The sequence below is a fragment of the Rahnella sp. PD12R genome (assembly GCF_019200965.1).
Lineage (GTDB): Bacteria > Pseudomonadota > Gammaproteobacteria > Enterobacterales > Enterobacteriaceae > Rahnella > Rahnella laticis.
The window spans coordinates 782,424-796,775 of sequence record NZ_JAHTMS010000001.1; the positions used below are offsets into that span (position 1 = coordinate 782,424).

The 14,352-nt window shown below is 52.0% G+C and carries 17 protein-coding genes and 1 riboswitch; of the genes, 7 read left to right on the forward strand and 10 right to left on the reverse strand.

The window, feature by feature from the left end; genetic code table 11:
• Positions 1-34: 34 nt before the first annotated feature.
• Both KWG64_RS03575 and KWG64_RS03580 read right to left on the reverse strand, forming a co-directional pair.
• Complete coding sequence (locus tag KWG64_RS03575) at positions 35-2,011, reverse strand: glycoside hydrolase family 127 protein (protein WP_218520923.1); 1,977 nt, start codon at positions 2,009-2,011, stop codon at positions 35-37.
• A gap of 26 nt (positions 2,012-2,037) precedes the next feature.
• Entirely contained in the window at positions 2,038-3,432 is a 1,395-nt protein-coding gene (locus tag KWG64_RS03580) for an MFS transporter (RefSeq protein WP_255562079.1), read from the reverse strand.
• A gap of 286 nt (positions 3,433-3,718) precedes the next feature.
• Between KWG64_RS03580 and KWG64_RS03585 the strand changes: the two genes are divergently transcribed.
• Together KWG64_RS03585 and KWG64_RS03590 are read left to right on the forward strand one after the other, a co-directional pair.
• Positions 3,719-4,546, forward strand: coding sequence for an AraC family transcriptional regulator (locus KWG64_RS03585; RefSeq protein ID WP_218520925.1), 828 nt, complete (start codon positions 3,719-3,721; stop codon positions 4,544-4,546).
• Between the two features lie 90 nt (positions 4,547-4,636).
• On the forward strand, positions 4,637-5,323 hold the full coding sequence (locus tag KWG64_RS03590) for a GntR family transcriptional regulator (RefSeq protein WP_013574394.1): 687 nt from the start codon (positions 4,637-4,639) through the stop codon (positions 5,321-5,323).
• Positions 5,324-5,383: 60 nt separating this feature from the next.
• On the opposite strand, the gene KWG64_RS03595 is transcribed toward KWG64_RS03590, so the two are convergent.
• Positions 5,384-5,557, reverse strand: a complete 174-nt coding sequence (locus KWG64_RS03595; protein ID WP_195824812.1) for a hypothetical protein — start codon at positions 5,555-5,557, stop codon at positions 5,384-5,386.
• A gap of 51 nt (positions 5,558-5,608) precedes the next feature.
• A complete protein-coding gene (locus tag KWG64_RS03600; RefSeq protein WP_218520926.1) occupies positions 5,609-6,229 on the reverse strand; it encodes a hypothetical protein in 621 nt (206 codons plus the stop codon).
• A gap of 213 nt (positions 6,230-6,442) precedes the next feature.
• Here KWG64_RS03600 and KWG64_RS03605 point away from each other — a divergent pair, with 213 nt between their 5' ends.
• A complete protein-coding gene (locus KWG64_RS03605; RefSeq protein ID WP_218520927.1) occupies positions 6,443-7,291 on the forward strand; it encodes a hypothetical protein in 849 nt (282 codons plus the stop codon).
• A gap of 6 nt (positions 7,292-7,297) precedes the next feature.
• On the opposite strand, the gene thiD is transcribed toward KWG64_RS03605, so the two are convergent.
• The 5 genes from thiD to KWG64_RS03630 all read right to left on the reverse strand — a co-directional run bounded on the left by thiD (position 7,298) and on the right by KWG64_RS03630 (position 11,157).
• Positions 7,298-8,098: a bifunctional hydroxymethylpyrimidine kinase/phosphomethylpyrimidine kinase gene (thiD, locus tag KWG64_RS03610; protein ID WP_218520928.1), complete on the reverse strand. Its 801-nt coding sequence runs from the start codon at positions 8,096-8,098 to the stop codon at positions 7,298-7,300.
• A complete protein-coding gene (gene thiM / locus KWG64_RS03615; protein WP_218520929.1) occupies positions 8,095-8,904 on the reverse strand; it encodes a hydroxyethylthiazole kinase in 810 nt (269 codons plus the stop codon). Before thiM ends, thiD begins: the two co-directional genes overlap by 4 nt.
• A gap of 34 nt (positions 8,905-8,938) precedes the next feature.
• Positions 8,939-9,040, reverse strand: a riboswitch (TPP riboswitch).
• Positions 9,041-9,093: 53 nt separating this feature from the next.
• A complete protein-coding gene (locus KWG64_RS03620; RefSeq protein ID WP_218520930.1) occupies positions 9,094-9,441 on the reverse strand; it encodes a RidA family protein in 348 nt (115 codons plus the stop codon).
• A gap of 190 nt (positions 9,442-9,631) precedes the next feature.
• Entirely contained in the window at positions 9,632-10,423 is a 792-nt protein-coding gene (locus tag KWG64_RS03625; protein WP_218520931.1) for a PhzF family phenazine biosynthesis protein, read from the reverse strand.
• 26 nt (positions 10,424-10,449) lie between these two features.
• Positions 10,450-11,157, reverse strand: a complete 708-nt coding sequence (locus tag KWG64_RS03630; protein ID WP_255562069.1) for a transcriptional regulator — start codon at positions 11,155-11,157, stop codon at positions 10,450-10,452.
• Positions 11,158-11,342: 185 nt separating this feature from the next.
• Here KWG64_RS03630 and KWG64_RS03635 point away from each other — a divergent pair, with 185 nt between their 5' ends.
• The 4 genes from KWG64_RS03635 to KWG64_RS03650 all read left to right on the forward strand — a co-directional run bounded on the left by KWG64_RS03635 (position 11,343) and on the right by KWG64_RS03650 (position 13,310).
• Positions 11,343-11,777, forward strand: coding sequence for a GNAT family N-acetyltransferase (locus KWG64_RS03635; protein ID WP_218520933.1), 435 nt, complete (start codon positions 11,343-11,345; stop codon positions 11,775-11,777).
• Between the two features lie 139 nt (positions 11,778-11,916).
• Positions 11,917-12,579 (forward strand): DUF3313 domain-containing protein, encoded by a 663-nt coding sequence (locus KWG64_RS03640; RefSeq protein WP_195816176.1) that lies wholly within the window; start codon positions 11,917-11,919, stop codon positions 12,577-12,579.
• A 138-nt stretch (positions 12,580-12,717) separates the two neighbouring features.
• Entirely contained in the window at positions 12,718-12,981 is a 264-nt protein-coding gene (locus tag KWG64_RS03645) for a type II toxin-antitoxin system HicA family toxin (RefSeq protein ID WP_152324555.1), read from the forward strand.
• Positions 12,978-13,310, forward strand: coding sequence for a type II toxin-antitoxin system HicB family antitoxin (locus KWG64_RS03650; RefSeq protein WP_218520934.1), 333 nt, complete (start codon positions 12,978-12,980; stop codon positions 13,308-13,310). The genes KWG64_RS03645 and KWG64_RS03650 overlap by 4 nt, the downstream gene beginning before the upstream one ends.
• Positions 13,311-13,380: 70 nt before the next feature.
• On the opposite strand, the gene KWG64_RS03655 is transcribed toward KWG64_RS03650, so the two are convergent.
• Entirely contained in the window at positions 13,381-14,274 is an 894-nt protein-coding gene (locus KWG64_RS03655) for a LysR family transcriptional regulator (RefSeq protein ID WP_218520935.1), read from the reverse strand.
• Between the last annotated feature and the right edge of the window lie 78 nt (positions 14,275-14,352).

Consider the following 14,352-nt stretch of genomic DNA (forward strand, 5'->3'; position numbering starts at 1 on the left):
GGGCTGCACGTCACGGCAGCCCGAGGATGACGGGTTATACCTCGTCAACCCAGACGCGCATCTCCCCTTCTCCGCGGTTAGCCCAGGTAAAGTACGGCACAAACGTCATGGTTTGCGGCACGGTCTCTTCAGCGGCCGGGTTGAAACGGTAAAGCGGTTGCTGATCGGCGTGGTTTGACGGCCTTCGCTCACCCTTCGTTTGCAAAAGCGTTTTACCGGCAAACAATCCGTTCCCCGCTATCAGGCGGAACTGCGCATTTTGCGGCAAACGGAGGTTATGCAATTCGCTGCCGTTGTCAGCCTGCTCAAGGCAGTAAACCAGCGGCCCGCGCTGTACCGCGACTTTCCCGGCGACATGCCGCAGCAGCGCATTGCCTTTCACGCACGTGACCGGCATCGGTAACGTCATCTCAATGCGGTCCCCTTTTTGCCATTCCTGCGTCAGACGCAGATATCCGCGCGATGTCCGGGCGGCGACGTCCAGCGGTTTGCCGTTAAGCGTCACCTGCGGGCTGGCGCACCAGTCGGGCAAACGCAGCGCCAGCGTGGCTTCGAGAGGCTCGCCGGTGTCTACTTCAATCAGCACATTTTCAGCCCAGGGATAGCCGCCGGATTGCCTGAGGCGCAGCGGCTTACCGCCAATCGTGGCTTCGACATCACTGCCGATGTAGAGATTAATGTCCACACCGTCCGGCCGCTGGGTGTAAATATAATGACCGAGAGACGCCAGCAGCCGCGCGATATTGGGCGGACAACAGGCGCAGCCAAACCAGCGCTGACGGACCGGTTTTACATGGTCATAAATATGGTTGAAGGGAATGCTTTTCGGATGGACTTCCAGCGGATTGACGTAGAAGAAATGTTTGCCGTCGAGCGCCATACCGGCAAGCACCGTGTTGTAAAGCGCGCGCTCCATGACATCGCCGTAACGGCTGTCGGCCTCGAGCTGCAACATGCGGTTGGCAAACATCATCAGGCCAATCGACGCACAGGTTTCGGTATAGGCCGTATCGTTGGGCAAATCATAATCCGACGAAAACGCCTCGCCGCTGCTCTGCGAACCGACAGAACCGGTGATGTACATCTGCCGCTGCGTCATGTTTTCCCATAAGCGCCGACAGACTTCACGTTTTTCCTGATCCTGACTCAGCCGCGCCAGATGCGCGACGCCAGCGTATAAATACACAAACCGCACGGCATGCCCGATCGCCGTGGTCTGCAACGCCACCGGTAAGTGTGCCTGGCTGTAGGCTTTATCCTTCACCATCCACGCCGGACCGTAGGTATTCCAGTGCGACGTTTTTCCGCGTTTTTCATACTCGATATCGTAGAAATGCGGCTGCGCACCGCGCTGTTCGACGAAATAACACGTGAGTTCGAGATAGCGCGTTTCGCCGGTTTCTTCGTATAAACGCATTAATGCCAGTTCAATTTCCGGATGACCGGGATAGCCGTGCAGTTGCTTTTCACCCGGTCCGAAAACGTCACCAATATGGTCGGCGAGCTTACACACGATCTCCAGCAAACGCGTTTTTCCGGTGGCCTGCGCGTAGGCGACGCCTGCTTCAATCAGATGTCCGGCGCAGTAAAGCTCGTGACATTCCGCCAGATTTTTCCAGCGCTGCTGCGGCTCTTTGACCGTGAAATAGGTATTCAGATAACCGTCCGGTTGCTGCACCGCACCGACCAGCTCAATGACGCGGTCAGCGGTTTCTTCAAGCTCCGGATCCGGCGTTTTTGCCAGTAAATACCCCACAGCTTCCAGCCATTTGGCGACATCGCTGTCCTGAAAAACCATGCCGTAAAATTCTCCGTCGCTCTGCCCGGCCGCGATACGGAAGTTTTCAATGGCGTGGCTCGGCTCTGCATCCGCCACTTCATCGTTCAACGCTTTCCACTGATACGGCACGACCACATCTTTCACCAGACGCTGGTATTCCAGCCAGAATGCATCGGAAATATTCACCTTGTGCAAAGGCACTTCTAAAGAATCAACCGGAGAAAAAGACATACAACCTCCTGAATCGTTATCGTCAGTTAAATTTTGGCCGCCAGCTCACGCGACATACGCGTCAGCAATGTGTTGTTGAGCTTGCAGAAAATCAGGGTGCCCGCCAGCAGCAGATGCATCGCCGCAGGCAGCAGGGTTTCGAGAAGTGTGATCCCGCCGAGCGAAGCTGCGGTCTGGTGATCCGCACCGGCCTGATAAGAAACCAGCACGAAGACCAGGCTGATGATCCCGGCGCTGGATGCCCACGCGAGTTTGATGAAGAAAAGGTTGAAGGCGAAGTTCATGCCGGAAGAACGGATGCCGTTTTTCCAGTGGCCGTAGTCGTCGGCGAACGCCATCAGGGAAAAGTGCAGCGGCAGCGTAAAGCCAAGAATGACGCAATGGACAAAAATAATACCCAGCCAGAGCGTCTGCCACTGTTCGCCCACCGGCACGAACCACAACAGCAGGGAAAACACCGCCAGCACCAGATTGGTCAGCATGTAGAGACGCACGCTGTCGATGAACTTTGTCAGTTGATTGACGATCACCGCCCCGAGAATCGACGCCAGCGTCACCATACCGAAGAACATCGAGGCGTAACCTGCGCCGCCTTTCAGCACGTACGTGATGAAGTACATATAACCGCCGCCGCGCAGGTTAAACACGTTGATCAGCAGGAAAGACATCAGCAATACCAGCAAAAGCTGGTCATTTTTCAGCATTCCGCGAATGTGCTCACGGACGCTGAACTGCCCGAGCAGCGCCAGCGGCAGGCGTTCCCGCACGGCAAAGAAGCACCACAGGAACATCACAACGGCAATCGCACACAGCAAACCGACGCCCTGCTGATAACCCACCGCCGCATTGCCTTTTCCCAGCACCTGCACCAGCCACGGCAATCCGACCGACACCAGAAAACCGGCGACGCCGCACAAGACAAAGCGCCAGGACTGACATGACATCACCTCGCGGTGATCTGTCGTCATGGTGTTGATCAGCGCGCAATACGGCACGTTGATCGCGGTGTAAGAAATGGACAGCAGGAAATAGGTGAAAAATGCGTAGGCAATTTTGGCATCACCACTGAAACCCGGCACCGTAAACGTCAGGAAACCGACAACGCCGATCGGCAGCGCAATCCACAACTGCCACGGGCGAAAACGGCCCCAGCGGCTTTGCGTCCGGTCGGCCAGAACCCCCATTAACGGATCGGAAATTGCATCAATGACGCGCAGTGAAATAAACAACGTGCCGACAATAGCAGGCGTCAGCCCGAATACGTCGGTATAGAAAAAGGTGAGAAAACTGCCAATGAGACATGTAATTATCGTGCCTCCGGCATCACCTAATCCATAGCCAATTTTCTCACTGACCGAAAGTTTGGCGTTTGCAGACACAATGGCGTCAGTGCCTCTTACAGGCGATGAGCCGGTATTCATAGAATCGGTTGGCATTGTATTTTCCTCGCTTTTATATCGTTATTTATAAGCTTCAGGAACGTATTAAATAAGGCTGAAATTGAATATCAGCCGGGAGATAAATAAGGTACGCCTTCAATCTGGCACAGGGTTCTCAAACCAACAAGAGGCGGATAAAGTAGTTAAACGGGACAATTCCGACTCACAGACAGAATCTGTGAAGCAGATCAACCCCTCCTGTCTGCCTGCTGGCAGAGCGCGTCCGCTGTGCTAATGTCAGCTATCTTCCGCCCGATGAGTGCCTGAAATGCTTTCATTTCCCGTTAATTATCCGGTTAAAGTTCAGAATGGCGGTTTGTTTATTTCCCGCGGAATGGGGACACATCCGACCCGGCAACTCAGTTCGCACGAGCTGATTTACGTTGTACGTGGCACGCTTTCCCTTCAGGAAGAAAATACCCGTTTTGATTTACATGAAGGAGAAAGTTTACTGTTATTTCCCGACAGGGAACATAAAGGCGTGACGACGTTTGATCCTGAGTTAAAGTTTTATTGGCTGCACTTTGATATTGTGAAAAACACGACAATAATTAAATCACAGCAAATTAATCCCTCTTTACAGCTGGATATTCCACAACACTGTAAGGTCAGAGATACCGAAACAGTGTTAACCCTGTTCAGATTATTTTTATATGAGCAGGAGCGCGGCGGAAATTCGCTGGAGCTGTTTCTGATTTTATTGTTGCAGGAAGTCTCCCGCGCCTGGCCTGAAAATGTGGCACCCGGCGGGCCGGGTGTCGCGCTCGCCTATAAGGCACGTGAGCTGATTACCACCCAGTATCATCTGCCGCTCGGCGCCTCTGAGCTGGCAGACCGATTACACTGCAACGCTGATTATCTCGGGCGGGTTTTCCGCCTGACGTTTCAGATGACGCTGACAGATGCGTTGCATAAACAACGGGTTGCGGCGGCCGAAAAGCTACTGCTGAGTAATACTGGCAATGTTGCGGATGTTGCCCGGCAGACCGGTTTTAACGACGTGGCCTATTTTCGTCGGGTTTTCCGCAAACTGCTGGGGATTACGCCAGCGGCCTATAAAAAACTCTATTGCCGCGAGCATATTAATTCCCAATAATTTGATAAAACCTTGCGCTAACAATCTCAAAATCCTGAGAAAACTCATGTTAGTATTATCTTCTCCTGATTCTGAAGACAAATTTAGCCCATGACAGACTCCTTTGAATTTCTCAGTAATGTGCCGGTAAATCAGCAGATTTACCGCACCTTGCGTCAGGACATTGTCACCTGTGCCATCGCACCGGGGGCGTTCCTGTCGGAGAAAGAAATTTCCACGCGTTTTAATGTTTCCCGCCAGCCGGTTCGCGAAGCCTTTATCAAACTGGCCGAAGCCGGGCTGGTACAGGTTCTGCCACAGCGCGGCACTTACGTGATGAAAATTTCTTCCAAACGGGTGGCCGACGGCCGTTTTATTCGTGAAGCCGTTGAAACCGCCGTCGTCCGCCGCGCCGCCATGGTCGCGACGGATAAAGATCTCGCGCTGCTTGAGCACAATCTTGAACGGCAGACGCTGGCGGCAAAAAGCCAGCAAACGCAAGAATTCCTGTTACTCGACGATGAATTTCATCGCACCATCGCGCAGATTATTGACTGCCGGCTGGCGTGGGAAACCGTCGAGCACATCAAAGCCACGATGGATCGCGTACGGTTTCTGACGCTCAGCAAGGTATCGCCGCCGGAAAATCTCATCGCGCAGCATTACGCCATTTTTGACGGACTGAAAGCGCACGATCCGGACGCCGCCGAAAAAGCCATCCGCATTCATTTACAGGAAATGATTTCCACCATTACGCCGATTGCAGAGCAAAACAGCGACTGGTTTGATGCGGAATAGACAGGGCAAAACCCTTTTCCCCGCGTTTTAGCGCAATGCCAGCGCGGGGTCCAACGCGTTTCAGGGAAGTTTGGTCCAGTCCTTCGGCGGATGGTAGAAGGCTTCCGGCGGACCAAATGCGCCAAGTTTATCGTCATCCAGACCGCTGTAGTTCTCTTCACAATATCTCAAATACCCAACGAGCATATCGACCAGCTCAAGCTGGCGTGGGGTTAACTGAACGGGCTTGCCCATACACTTTTCCTTATATTCAGACGGTGTAAATTGATGTTTATTGGAATTCTATTAAAGCGTTCTATTATTTAATTTCGAATTCATATATTCGCTTAACAGAAAATAATTTGACTCGCATTCCATCTTTCCGGCAAGTTGTGCCAATGGCGCTTCAGACATATAAAAGCGCATTACGTCCTCATTAACAATATCTTTTATTAAGAATCTCGATTTTTCTTTTTCTAAGAAATTATTTTGATCGAGCCTTTCAGCATAAGTCACCATAATACACAGACTAAAGTACAGCATTTGTCCTTTTAACGGGTGTGTCGGCGTTTTACGATAAAAATTTTCCAGCGCATTGATTTCAAGATTATTTTCTTCAAACCAGCAGGATTTCAACAAGAAAGCCGCCCGCTCCTGAGGCGGATTTTTAAGACAAAACACGTAAGCTGTTTGCTCAACCCCAGACTCAGCGGGTTTGTTTTTACGGTATTCATTGAATAACCATTTCCAGTTAAGCTGATTCTTTTCCGGTTGCAGTAAATTACGTCTGGCTTTGCGCTGCTGCCAGATAATATCACTGCGGCGAATACGTCTGATAATAAGCGGGGTCTTTAATTTATCAAAGACGGCATTCATGATGAGAACCGTCTCGTTAATTACCTTTTCATGTAACGTTAAATATTTCATTTTGTTTATCGCTCCCTGATTTCAATGAGCGATAGAATAATCCTGGCAAAATGAATCACAACGCAGCATGCGCGTTTTTACGAGACGGCTCGGGAAATTTCGTTATCAGGGCTAACGCAACCCGAAAAAGATGCCCGTTTTGCGGGGTAGCCCCAAAATTTGTATGACAACTTGGTGTAAGCTGTAAACCACATCAATATCGTGGATACTTTTATGCCTGCTACAGCCCCCCTGAAAAAAAGCTATTACAGCGCAGATCAGTCGCTGTCCCTGTCTCAGCTCGATGTCGAGAAAATCAGCCAGGTCGTGCGCGATCTGGACGTGGCTGAAAGCGAAAAAGAGCATTACGTCACGGGCTGGATGGGCCAGAACAGTGTGGTACTGGTGAGGAATTATCAGGACAAACGCGGGACGTCTAACGGAATTGTCATGTCACGCGGCAACCGTTACAAACTGACCATTCAGGCCATTACCTTCCGCATTCCCAAATTTCTGTTGTGGATTACGTTCCGCCGCAAGCCCCGTACCATGACCGTAATTGCTTACAACAAGCTGGGTGAACAGGCCACCGGTCTGCAACAGTTTATGCATATTCAGGAACCTGAGCTGAAAGAGCAGCTGGAAAGCGACTGGCGTGAGCTGAATGATTATCTTGGCATGGCCTGCTGGCAGATGGAGAATAATCAGCCGCTGTGGCGCAAGCTGCGTGAAGAAATCACGCCACAGTCGCTGCTGATGCAGGCGGAATCGGCGTGGTTCAGCGGCAAGAAGCTGCAAAAAGACGGTGAATGCGAAGGATTGTGGCTGCACGAGCAGTTTATCGGGCGTCGTACCGGCGAGCACGCGGCGCTGTTGCTGTCGTGGAAGGATGAGGAAAATCAGGATATCGCCAGCTACCGGTTTGAGCGGGTTTCGGCCACAAAGATTCGTGTGATGCTGCGACCGCGCAAAGAAGCAAAATTCTACCCGCTGAACCCGTTTGACGCCGTGCATCTGCAGGAGGCGCTGACGATGTATCACCAGGCAGAAGAGGCGCTGAGCGAAACACAGCGCCGCGCCTGAGCGGTTTTACCACCAGCGGTGAAAATGATGCACGGGCCCGATACCGTGACCGACTTCCAGTGAGCCGGCCTGCATCAGCGCCTGTTGCAGATAGTTTTTGGCTTCCCGCACGGTATCCGCCCAGTGAGTGTGGCGCGGACGTAACGCCGCCAGTGCTGCCGACAATGTACAGCCGGTGCCGTGCGTATGTCGGGTATTCACCCGTGGCGCGGTAAAACGCTCGCGTGAATCCGCCATAAACAGCCAGTCCGGGCTTTCTTCATCACTCAGATGACCGCCCTTCATCAGCACCGCTTCACATCCCATTGCCAGTAGCGCTTCGCCCTGTTCACGCATTTCTGCCTCATTCACCGCCACCGGGCATTCCAGTAAGGCAGCGGCTTCCGGCAGATTGGGGGTAATAATTGAGACCTGCGGAATAAGCAGACGGCGCACGGCATCAACGGCCTCCGGCAACAGCAGCGGATCGCCACTTTTTGCCAGCATGACGGTATCAAGCACCACAAAAGGCGGCTGATAATGCCTGAGCCTTTCGGCGACCACTTCAACAATCTGGCTGTTCGCCAGCATGCCGATTTTAGTGCTGTCGATTCGCACGTCGCTGAGTACGGAATCGAGCTGCGCGGCCACGAAATCCGGCTCAATGTTGTAAACAGACTGCACGCCACGGGTGTTTTGCGCCACCAGCGCAGTGATTACGCTGGTGCCATACGCGCCAAGCGCCGAGAAGGTTTTCAGGTCTGCCTGGATCCCCGCGCCGCCGCTCGGGTCAGTACCTGCGATGGTCAGGGCATTGATTCTTTTCATCCGATGTTTTCCCCGTTCAGCCACTCTTCGCGCATTAAATACAGGTTATCGAGAAACTCCGGCGTGAAGCTGCCCGGCCCTTTCACCACCGCGCAGGCGCGCTCACCGGCACAAGACATGACGCGACATGCCGCGGCAACGTTATCCAGACGTTTGCCAGGCAATGCGGCAAACGCCGCAACAACCGCAGATAACGAACAACCGGTGCCGACGATGCGGGTCATCATCAGATGTCCACCGGGAACTGACCAGCTGCGCTCGCCGTCGGTGACGTAATCAGTTTCGCCGGTGACAGCCACCACCGCACCGGTTTCCAGCGCCAGTTGCTGTGCAGCCGGTAAGGCAGACAGCGAGTCATCGCCGCTGTCTACGCCACGTCCGGACGCACTCAGGCCGCTGAGCGCACGGATTTCAGAGGCGTTTCCGCGGATGGCGGCGGGTGTAAGTTTGATGAGTTCGAGGCAAAACTCCGTGCGCCAGCTCAGGCCGCCGACGGCAACCGGATCCAGCACCCAGGGTTTTCCGGCCTGATTTGCCGCGTGAATCGCTGCGTGAATCGCCTCAGCATGAGGGCGGGTCAGCGTGCCGACATTAATCAGTAAGGCATCGGCCACCGCGCTGAACTGCGCGGCTTCGGCCGGGTCAGTCACCATTGCCGGTGAGGCACCGAGCGCCAGCAGGACATTAGCCGTAAAGGATTGCACCACATCGTTGGTCAGACAATGAACCAGCGGCGCGGAGGCACGAAGTTGTCGTAAAGAAGCGGCGGCTGTTGCGCCGGGAAACACGGAAGGTCGGGTATTCATAGTTCTCCCCACCGGCGCTAAAGAAGGCGGTATCGGGAGAGATACCTGACTTCCCTACGCTGGCATAATCCAGATCAGGTAATACGGGTAAAATCTCAGCCGTTCTTTTGCAGGAGCGGCACCCCGAGTCAAGGAAGCATTATTGGTGGCGAGCCTGAGAAGGTCAATCAGGATTTTTCGTACAGCGCGTTATTTCACCGCCGACGCAATAAGGTTAATTTCCAGTAAAACATCGACCAGAAGTTCCACGCAAACTGTTGTCCGGGCAGGATATGGCGCGTTGAAATGTTTTACATATGCCTCGTTAAAGGCTTTGAAATCTTTCTTATCGGTCAGGTAAACATTCACGGAAACAGCATCATCGAGCGTCAGGTTATATTCTTTCAGAGACCCGGCTATTTTCGAAAATACCAGATGAGTCTGCGCTTCAATTCCGGCGGGCGTTGTGCCTTCCGCAGTAATCGGTACTTCGCCGGAAACAAAATAAAGATCGCCGCTTTTACGGACTTTGGGAAAAGGTAAGGTTCCTGTGAGCATAATGAATTCCTCGGTTCAGACGTAAAATCAGAAGCTTGATATCAGCAACATGCCGTAGAAAATAAAGACGACCGCCAGCGTGATATAAACTATCCGTGAATCACGGGGATCCACAGGTTTGTTTTTTTCTGTCATATAAGCAACTTAGCTATTTGAAATAAATTAATTGAGAGTACTTAAGCGATAGATTTTAATTAAGATAAATAGTACCGCGCATATACAGCGCCGCTTTGCCGCTGATAATCACCCGGTCATTTCCGCTCATTTCACATTGCAGTTCGCCTTTACGCGCGCCACCCTGCCGGGCGGTCATCTGCACTTTATTCAGACGTTTCGACCAGTACGGTGCCAGTGAGGTGTGGGCTGAACCGGTTACCGGATCTTCATTCACCGCCACGCGAGGCCCGAACCAGCGGGAGACAAAATCAAAATCATCGCCCGGTGCGGTAACCACCACGCCACGGGTATCAAAAGCATTGAGTGCTGCGAAATCCGGCGCGAGGGCTTCCAGCGCGGCCGCATCTTCAATCACAATGACGATATCATCGGTTTTAAGCACCGCTGTGATCGGTGCTTTCAGCCCAAGCGCCTGAGTGAGTCCGTCTGGCAACGCGAAAGACTCCGGAGATTTTACCGGGAAATCCATGTGGAAAACCTCACCCTGGCAGGTCACCCATAAATCTCCGCTGCGGGTAGAAAACCGCAGTGATGCGGATTTATCGCCCAGCGCCTGGCTAATCACCCACGCCGTCGCCAGCGTGGCATGACCGCATAAATCCACTTCGGTGCCCGGCGTGAACCAGCGCAGCTCATAATGGTCGCCGTTTTTGACGAAGAAAGCCGTTTCGGAAAGATTATTTTCACGGGCAATATTGCTTAAAACGCTGTCATCCAGCCAGTGAGGCAACGGGCAAACAGCCGCCGGGTTTCCGCTAAAACTTTGCGATGCAAACGCATCGACCTGATAAATTGATAATTCCATTTCAGACTCCTCGCTGTGAATGACCACTATTCATCGCCGCCGGATTTCTTAATTTCATCCAGATAGTTGTAGATGGTGTAACGGGTAACGCCCAGTTTGCTGGCCGCCTTTTCAACGCCGCCTTTGACGATAAACATCCCGCGATCCTGCATAACCCTGACGGCTTCCAGTTTCTCTTTTTTATTCATCGGCTTACCCGCACACCCTGACTGAGACAGGGAAGAATCAATGATTTCTTCCATCATGGACTCGAGATCGGTTTGGGCATTTTGCGGCGTATTTTCTGAAGAATACTGTCTGAGCAGACGCCCGAGCGCCGCATGCGCAATTTCAACCTCACTGAGATCAACGTTGATACACAGGCTGGCAAATGCAACGCCCGCCGCATCGCGGTAAACCGTCGTAGCGCTTTTCAGTTTTGTCCCCTTCGCGGTCACTGTCGTGTAATCCGCAATAACCAGCGGTTCTGAGGATGGAGAAGCCGCATTCCGGGCGTTGAGAAGACCGGCGAACCCTAAATCACCGTCCGGGCCGCTGAACATGGAATCCCCCACCGCCCGGCCGGAAACGTGACCATTGGCGATTTTCAGCACGGAAGACGACGGATTTGTCAGGTCATGAACCACGATTTCAGTATTGTTGCCGATGGCCGCCGCGAGAGCATCCACGGAGGCGAAGAGCGTTTTCAGAACGAGTGCTCTTTCGGCTGCGGCTTTTGGAGGAATTTTGGGCATGAGTACTGGAGTCCGGCATTGCATTTGATACGAACACAATATCAACCGAATGTTGAAATATCAATTTTTTGTTGATTAATTTACGCCCGCACCACAAACCAAATTGAACTCCCGTAAACTCGCTGGCAGTATGGCTCAGTGAAGTGAACGTACTCTGCCCTCATCTTTTCAAAGGAATTCACTCTTTGCCACCAGCACTCAACATCCGCCCTTACGAAGAAGCCGACCGTCCTTTTTTGCGCACGCTGTATCTGGCATCGCGCAAACATACCTGGACGTGGATGGAAGACGATTTTCAGCTCGAAGATTTTGACCGCGCAGTAATGGGCGAAACAATACTGGTTGCCGAACGTGACGGGCATCTGCTCGGATTCGCCTCAATTTTTACGCAGGAAAACTTCCTGCACAATCTGTTCATTGACCCGCAATATCAGGGCACCGGCGCAGGCAGCGCGTTGTTGCACGCCAGTGAAAAAATGTTCACCCGAACGGGTTCATTGAAATGCTTAGTTAAGAGTAAAAACTCTGTCGGATTTTATTTATCAAAGGGCTGGGAAATTATTTCTACCGGCGACAGTCCGAAGGGCGAATATTATCTATTTCATTCACCTAGCAAATGATTAAAAGATGAATGATTAACACGCGTGCGTAATTTTTCCCGTTCCTGACGAACATCAATTTTTCTTTGTAGTTAAGAGGTTAAATTCCACAGCAGTGCTATACATACTTTGTCTTCCGTAAACATTTTCGAGGGTAAGAATGAAAAAAACAAAACTGATGCAGGCAGCACTGATTACGGGTGCTCTGTTTTTGGCGGGCTGTACTAACCACGTCACACAAAAGGAAAAATTCTCAGGCTTCCTCGGTGACTATTCCAATCTGACTGAAGTAAAAACCGCATCCGGGAATCCTGTACTGCGCTGGATTGATCCTTCATTCAAAAAAGCCAATTATTCTTACCTGAAATACGAGCCTATTACGTTCTATCCGGAGCCTAAGCCAACGCCACAAATCAGCAAAGAAACCTTGCAAGGTGTACTGGATTACGCAAACAGCCGTTTGAAACCCGCGATGGCGGATCGTTTGCAGCTGACCGACCATGCCGGCCCGCGCACCCTGATTTTCCGTGGTGCGATCACCGGCGTGAATACTTCGGCGGAAGGTTTGCAGTTCTATGAAGTGATTCCGGTTGCACTGGTCATCGCAAGTGCTGAAACGGCCAGCGGACACCGTACACGCGATACCGAAGTGTATTTCGAAGGTGAGTTGATCGACGCCAGCACCGGCAAACCGGTCTTCAAAGTCGTACGTAAAGGCTTCGGCAAACAGGTTTCCAATGACACCCAGAAAGTCACCGCTAACGATCTGAAAGTCGTGATCGATGGTCTGGCAAACGACACCAAGCTGTTCCAGTCGAACTAAGTCAGACGCGTTAGTCAGCATTTTTGAGAGGCAGCCGAAAGGCTGCCTTTTTTATTGATAAGAATACTTTTTGATATCACATAGTGATATCATTTTTATGTTCTGGCGACTCAGCCATTATCGAAGGATCGACTAATCATGAACATGCTTAATAGCGGACACCTGAAAACGTTACATCTCATTTTTTCCTTGCCTACATCTTCAGCGGTGGAATGGAGAAAAATGGAAGTTTTGTTTATCGCCTTAGGTGCCAAAGTCAGTGAAGGGAAAGGGTCGCGGGTTCGTTTTGAAATCAATAATGTTGTTGCCTCTTTTCATCGACCGCACCCGGAGAAAGAAGCAAAAATTTATCAGGTGCGTGATGCCAAAACATTCCTTGAGGCTATAGGAGTAAAACCATGAGTACTATGACCTATCAGGGGTATGCTGCAAAAATTGAATACAGCGATGAAGACAAATGTCTGGTCGGTCGTATAGCCGGAATTCAGGATGTCATCGGTTTTCACGCTGATAATGTCACGGACCTTAGGCTTGCTTTCGAAGACGCCGTGGAGGATTACCTGAGCTATTGTTCGGAGCAAGGTCGCGAACCTCAGCGTCCGGCCAGCGGGAAAATAAGCCTGCGTATACAGCCGGAAGTTCATGCGGCAATCAATGTCGCCGCAGAAGTATCAGGTAAAAGTGTCAATCAATGGATTAACGACACGCTGATTCAGGCGGTTCACGGCTAAAGCTGTGCGTTAAATATCTGTTTCCAGGCAGCCAAAGGGCTGCCTTTTTTATTTTCTTATGCGGCGTTCTTCACACCGCACTGCTCATGAATTCCCGTAACCAGATATGCGCCGGGTCGCGGTGCGAGCGTTCGTGCCAGTACATGTGCATCTCAAAACCGGGAACTTTCACGGGCGGTTCGGTAAGGTGCAACGCGGGGTTGCCACGCACCAGACGCTCGGGAAGCATAGCGACCAAATCGGTGGTCAGCAGAACCTGAATGACAAACAGGAAATGCGGCACGGAAAGCACCACGCGCCGTGATAATCCGGCTTCTGCCAGCGCGCTGTCGGTGATGCCCTGAAATCCACCACCATCAGGCGAAACGATCACATGCTCAAGCGAGCAAAACACTGGCATAGTGACGGGCTTCGCCAGCTGCGGATGTCCTTTCCTGCCGACCAGCACATAACGTTCGGAAAACAATAGCGTGCTGTGCAAATCCTTCAGCACCGCTTCCCCCGTATGAAATGCCAGATCCAGTTCTCCACGCTCCATTTTCCGCATGATCCGCACCGGTGATGTCTCAAAAATCGCCAGTTTTGTTCCGGGCGCAACAGCCCGGAATGCCTGAAGCACAGGCAACACAATGGTGGATTCGCCATAATCCGCTGCGCCCAGATTCCAGGTATTGTCTGCCTTCGACGGATCGAAAACGTCACCGGCAGAAACCGCAGATGCCAGAGCGGCCAGCGCCTGTTGCAGAGGTTGACGTAACTCATCAGCCCGCGCTGTCGGACGCATGCCGCGCGGGCCCGGCAGCAGTAGCGGATCGTCAAAAAACTCACGCAATTTAGCCAGCTGAACGCTGATTGAAGGCTGGGAAAGATTCAGCCGTTGCGCCGCCCGCGTGACATTGTGCTCCGCGAGCAGAACATCCAGCGTGAGCAATAAGTTGAGATCCAGACGGCCGAAATTATTCATAGCTATACCTGGTATGTTTTAAATTCATTTTAACTATACCTGACGGCGGCCTACTCTGCTTTCATCACTTAACGGAGA

What these genes read in the sequence shown, in the direction of transcription:
- thiD (WP_218520928.1), bottom strand. Translation starts at nt 8,098, where the DNA reads ATGAAAAGAATCAATGCCCTGACCATCGCAGGTACTGACCCGAGCGGC.
- KWG64_RS03620 (WP_218520930.1), bottom strand. Translation starts at nt 9,441, where the DNA reads ATGCTCACAGGAACCTTACCTTTTCCCAAAGTCCGTAAAAGCGGCGAT.
- KWG64_RS03655 (WP_218520935.1), bottom strand. Translation starts at nt 14,274, where the DNA reads ATGAATAATTTCGGCCGTCTGGATCTCAACTTATTGCTCACGCTGGAT.
- KWG64_RS03595 (WP_195824812.1), bottom strand. Translation starts at nt 5,557, where the DNA reads ATGGGCAAGCCCGTTCAGTTAACCCCACGCCAGCTTGAGCTGGTCGAT.
- KWG64_RS03575 (WP_218520923.1), bottom strand. Translation starts at nt 2,011, where the DNA reads ATGTCTTTTTCTCCGGTTGATTCTTTAGAAGTGCCTTTGCACAAGGTG.
- KWG64_RS03585 (WP_218520925.1), top strand. Translation starts at nt 3,719, where the DNA reads ATGCTTTCATTTCCCGTTAATTATCCGGTTAAAGTTCAGAATGGCGGT.
- KWG64_RS03580 (WP_255562079.1), bottom strand. Translation starts at nt 3,432, where the DNA reads ATGAATACCGGCTCATCGCCTGTAAGAGGCACTGACGCCATTGTGTCT.
- thiM (WP_218520929.1), bottom strand. Translation starts at nt 8,904, where the DNA reads ATGAATACCCGACCTTCCGTGTTTCCCGGCGCAACAGCCGCCGCTTCT.
- KWG64_RS03645 (WP_152324555.1), top strand. Translation starts at nt 12,718, where the DNA reads ATGAACATGCTTAATAGCGGACACCTGAAAACGTTACATCTCATTTTT.
- KWG64_RS03630 (WP_255562069.1), bottom strand. Translation starts at nt 11,157, where the DNA reads ATGCCCAAAATTCCTCCAAAAGCCGCAGCCGAAAGAGCACTCGTTCTG.
- KWG64_RS03650 (WP_218520934.1), top strand. Translation starts at nt 12,978, where the DNA reads ATGAGTACTATGACCTATCAGGGGTATGCTGCAAAAATTGAATACAGC.
- KWG64_RS03625 (WP_218520931.1), bottom strand. Translation starts at nt 10,423, where the DNA reads ATGGAATTATCAATTTATCAGGTCGATGCGTTTGCATCGCAAAGTTTT.
- KWG64_RS03590 (WP_013574394.1), top strand. Translation starts at nt 4,637, where the DNA reads ATGACAGACTCCTTTGAATTTCTCAGTAATGTGCCGGTAAATCAGCAG.
- KWG64_RS03600 (WP_218520926.1), bottom strand. Translation starts at nt 6,229, where the DNA reads ATGAAATATTTAACGTTACATGAAAAGGTAATTAACGAGACGGTTCTC.
- KWG64_RS03640 (WP_195816176.1), top strand. Translation starts at nt 11,917, where the DNA reads ATGAAAAAAACAAAACTGATGCAGGCAGCACTGATTACGGGTGCTCTG.
- KWG64_RS03605 (WP_218520927.1), top strand. Translation starts at nt 6,443, where the DNA reads ATGCCTGCTACAGCCCCCCTGAAAAAAAGCTATTACAGCGCAGATCAG.